This window comes from Paenibacillus pasadenensis DSM 19293 (genome assembly GCF_000422485.1).
Taxonomy (GTDB): domain Bacteria; phylum Bacillota; class Bacilli; order Paenibacillales; family Paenibacillaceae; genus Paenibacillus_O; species Paenibacillus_O pasadenensis.
The window spans coordinates 1-2,730 of sequence record NZ_AULW01000076.1; the positions used below are offsets into that span (position 1 = coordinate 1).

The following is a 2,730-nucleotide window of genomic DNA, read 5'->3' on the forward strand; positions in this document are numbered from 1 at the left end:
AGCTGAGCTACGGGCACGTATGGAGCGGAAGACGGGAATCGAACCCGCGACCCTCGCCTTGGCAAGGCGATGCTCTACCGCTGAGCCACTTCCGCTTGTCGAAGAACTTTTTGTTCAGCGCGACAAGTAATAATATATCAGGCCCATCGTCCGAATGCAAGTCCTTTTTCAAAAAAAATTAGGCGCGAGCGGAGCAGAGCTCCTCGTACATCCTTTTCCTCTCTCCCGGCTTGAGTCTGGGACAGTTGTAGCAGTGCTTGGCGTACTCGGTCTTGAACGCCAGGCAGCAGCCTCCCCTCAGCGGCAGCTTCGTTCCCGGCTCATAGGGGCTGTCGACATACGTGAATCGGATGGCCATCGGATTGCGCCGTTCTCCGACCGCCTCCCCCGGCATCTCTCCGACGGCATAAGCGAAGTCCTGCTCCAGCGCCTGCCGCAGCTCCGGCCGTTCCGCAGCCTGCAGCAGGAACGTCTTCGTATGGTTCAGGCCGCTGGCGGCCAATCTCCACAGCTCATGGGTCCTGACACCCGCACGGTCGGCGAGATGACGGAATACAGGCGCGACAAGCGTGCCGTAGAACCGATCGATCTGCTCGCAGCGCTGCTCCGCGGAGAGCAGCTGCGGCGTCTCCTCCAGCTCCAGAGCATCGGTACGGAACGCGATGGAGGCATAAGAGGCTCCCTCCGCTTTGTAGAGCATCATTTCCCAGCGGGAAGGGTCTAGCGGAAAGCTTCCGGCTCCGCTGGCGAGGACATGATGGAACGTGCCGGCCAGCGCGCGCAGCCAGGACGGAAAGTAGGTCGCGGCCGGTTCGATGGAACGAGACGGAATGAGCTCCGCGTAGCCCCGAAGGAAGGCATCGGCCGTCTCCGGATCGGTCGAGAGCGCCTCGAGCGTAGCGGCAACCCGTACGCCGTCCGGAAGCGATTCCAACAATCCAAGCTTGCCGTACAGCAGTTCTCTCGTTGCGTTGCGATCCATCGGTCAGCAGACCCCTCTCGAAATGAAAAATACCGGCGGGGTCAAACCCCTGCCGGCTGCAGCACGCGCTGCTTCTCGCCCTGGCTCTCGGCTGCCGGGCGCTCCACCGTCCGCTCTCCCATCGCGAGCGCGTAAGGGAGGCATAGCGGCACTCCCGTGCGCGGATCGCTCACGATATCGGCTTCGATGCCGAAGACATCCCTCATCACCTTCGGCGTCACGACTTCGTCCGGATTGCCTTCCGCCAGCACGGTGCCCGACTTGATCGCGATCATGTGATGAGCGAACCGGGAGGCATGGTTGAGGTCATGCACGACCATGACGATCGTCCGGTTTTCCTTGGAGTTCAGCTGCTGGAGCAGCTGCAGCACGTCGAGCTGATGCGCCATGTCCAGGAACGTCGTCGGTTCGTCCAGGAACAGGATGTCCGTCTCCTGGGCGAGCGCCATCGCGATCCAGCCGCGCTGGCGTTGTCCGCCGGACAGCTGGTCGACCGGACGATCGGCGAACTCCGTCATGCCCGTCGCATCCAGCGCCCAAGCGACGATTTCGCGGTCTTCCTTACGCATCGAGCTGAACCCTTTTTGATAGGGGAAACGGCCGTAGGAGACGAGCTCCTGCACGGTCAGACCATCCGGGGCGGTCGGGTTTTGCGGCAGGATGGCGAGTTCCTTGGCCACTTCCCGCGTCGACTGCTTGTGGATCGACTTGCCGTCCAGCAGCACCTGCCCGTTTTGCGGCGACATCAGACGAGCCATCGTCTTGAGGATGGTCGATTTGCCGGATCCGTTCGAGCCTACGAGCGCCGTGATCTTGCCTTGCGGAATGCGTAAATTGAGGTCCCGCACGATCTGTCTCTTCTCATAGGCTATATCCAGCTGGCTGGTTTCCAATCGAACCATGCTGCAAGCTCCTCTCTGCTGCCGGAGCGGCGCTCCGAATCCTTGATAACGATTATCATTATAACCATTATGATAACGGTTCTCACTATCGTTGTCAAAAGAAACCTTCGCGCACGCTCGCAGCGCGAGTTGTTGATCAAAAGCAGGTGATTTTCTTTTGGATAAACAAAAAAGCCTTCGGTCCGTGAGGACTGAAGGCGATGGTTCGTAACTATGCGCGTAGAGGGACTTGAACCCCCACGCCGGAGGCGCCAGAACCTAAATCTGGTGCGTCTGCCAATTCCGCCATACGCGCGAGTGAAAGATGAGCCATGAAGGACTCGAACCTTCGACACCCTGATTAAAAGTCAGGTGCTCTACCAACTGAGCTAATGGCTCTTGATGGCTGGGGATTCAGGGATCGAACCTGAGAATGACGGAGTCAAAGTCCGTTGCCTTACCGCTTGGCTAATCCCCAACAAATAAAGTGGTGGAAGCTGAGGGGATCGAACCCCCGACCCTCTGCTTGTAAGGCAGATGCTCTCCCAGCTGAGCTAAGCTTCCTCCGTAGAATGGCTCGGAACATCCATTCTTATGTAGAAATAAAAAAAATGGTGACCCGTAGGGGATTCGAACCCCTGTTACCTCCGTGAAAGGGAGGTGTCTTAACCCCTTGACCAACGGGCCACGCATATGGAGCTCTCAACCGGGATCGAACCGGTGACCTCATCCTTACCATGGATGCACTCTACCTACTGAGCTATGAGAGCAAATGGCTCCCCGAACAGGACTCGAACCTGTGACAACTCGATTAACAGTCGAGTGCTCTACCAACTGAGCTATCAGGGAATATGAAGCGATGGGATG

General features: G+C 58.3%; 2 protein-coding genes and 8 tRNA genes. All 10 read right to left on the reverse strand.

What is annotated here, in order from left to right; all coding sequences use genetic code 11:
- Positions 1 to 20: 20 nt before the first annotated feature.
- The 10 genes from H582_RS0110695 to H582_RS0110740 all read right to left on the reverse strand — a co-directional run bounded on the left by H582_RS0110695 (position 21) and on the right by H582_RS0110740 (position 2,712).
- Positions 21 to 95, reverse strand: a tRNA-Gly gene (locus H582_RS0110695).
- A gap of 83 nt (positions 96 to 178) precedes the next feature.
- Complete coding sequence (locus H582_RS0110700; protein ID WP_028598546.1) at positions 179 to 982, reverse strand: hypothetical protein; 804 nt, start codon at positions 980 to 982, stop codon at positions 179 to 181.
- A 41-nt stretch (positions 983 to 1,023) separates the two neighbouring features.
- Complete coding sequence (locus H582_RS0110705) at positions 1,024 to 1,884, reverse strand: ABC transporter ATP-binding protein (protein ID WP_028598547.1); 861 nt, start codon at positions 1,882 to 1,884, stop codon at positions 1,024 to 1,026.
- Positions 1,885 to 2,098: 214 nt separating this feature from the next.
- Positions 2,099 to 2,179, reverse strand: a tRNA-Leu gene (locus H582_RS0110710).
- Between the two features lie 10 nt (positions 2,180 to 2,189).
- Positions 2,190 to 2,262: transfer RNA gene (locus tag H582_RS0110715), tRNA-Lys, on the reverse strand.
- Positions 2,263 to 2,266: 4 nt separating this feature from the next.
- Positions 2,267 to 2,341 (reverse strand) — tRNA-Gln (locus H582_RS0110720).
- Between the two features lie 10 nt (positions 2,342 to 2,351).
- Positions 2,352 to 2,427 (reverse strand) — tRNA-Val (locus H582_RS0110725).
- Positions 2,428 to 2,475: 48 nt separating this feature from the next.
- Positions 2,476 to 2,550, reverse strand: a tRNA-Glu gene (locus H582_RS0110730).
- Between the two features lie 7 nt (positions 2,551 to 2,557).
- Positions 2,558 to 2,633 (reverse strand) — tRNA-Thr (locus H582_RS0110735).
- Positions 2,634 to 2,636: 3 nt separating this feature from the next.
- Positions 2,637 to 2,712, reverse strand: a tRNA-Asn gene (locus tag H582_RS0110740).
- Positions 2,713 to 2,730: the final 18 nt, after the last annotated feature.

Coding starts and splice junctions, on each gene's coding strand:
- H582_RS0110700 (WP_028598546.1), bottom strand. CDS start 982: ATGGATCGCAACGCAACGAGAGAACTGCTGTACGGCAAGCTTGGATTG.
- H582_RS0110705 (WP_028598547.1), bottom strand. CDS start 1,884: ATGGTTCGATTGGAAACCAGCCAGCTGGATATAGCCTATGAGAAGAGA.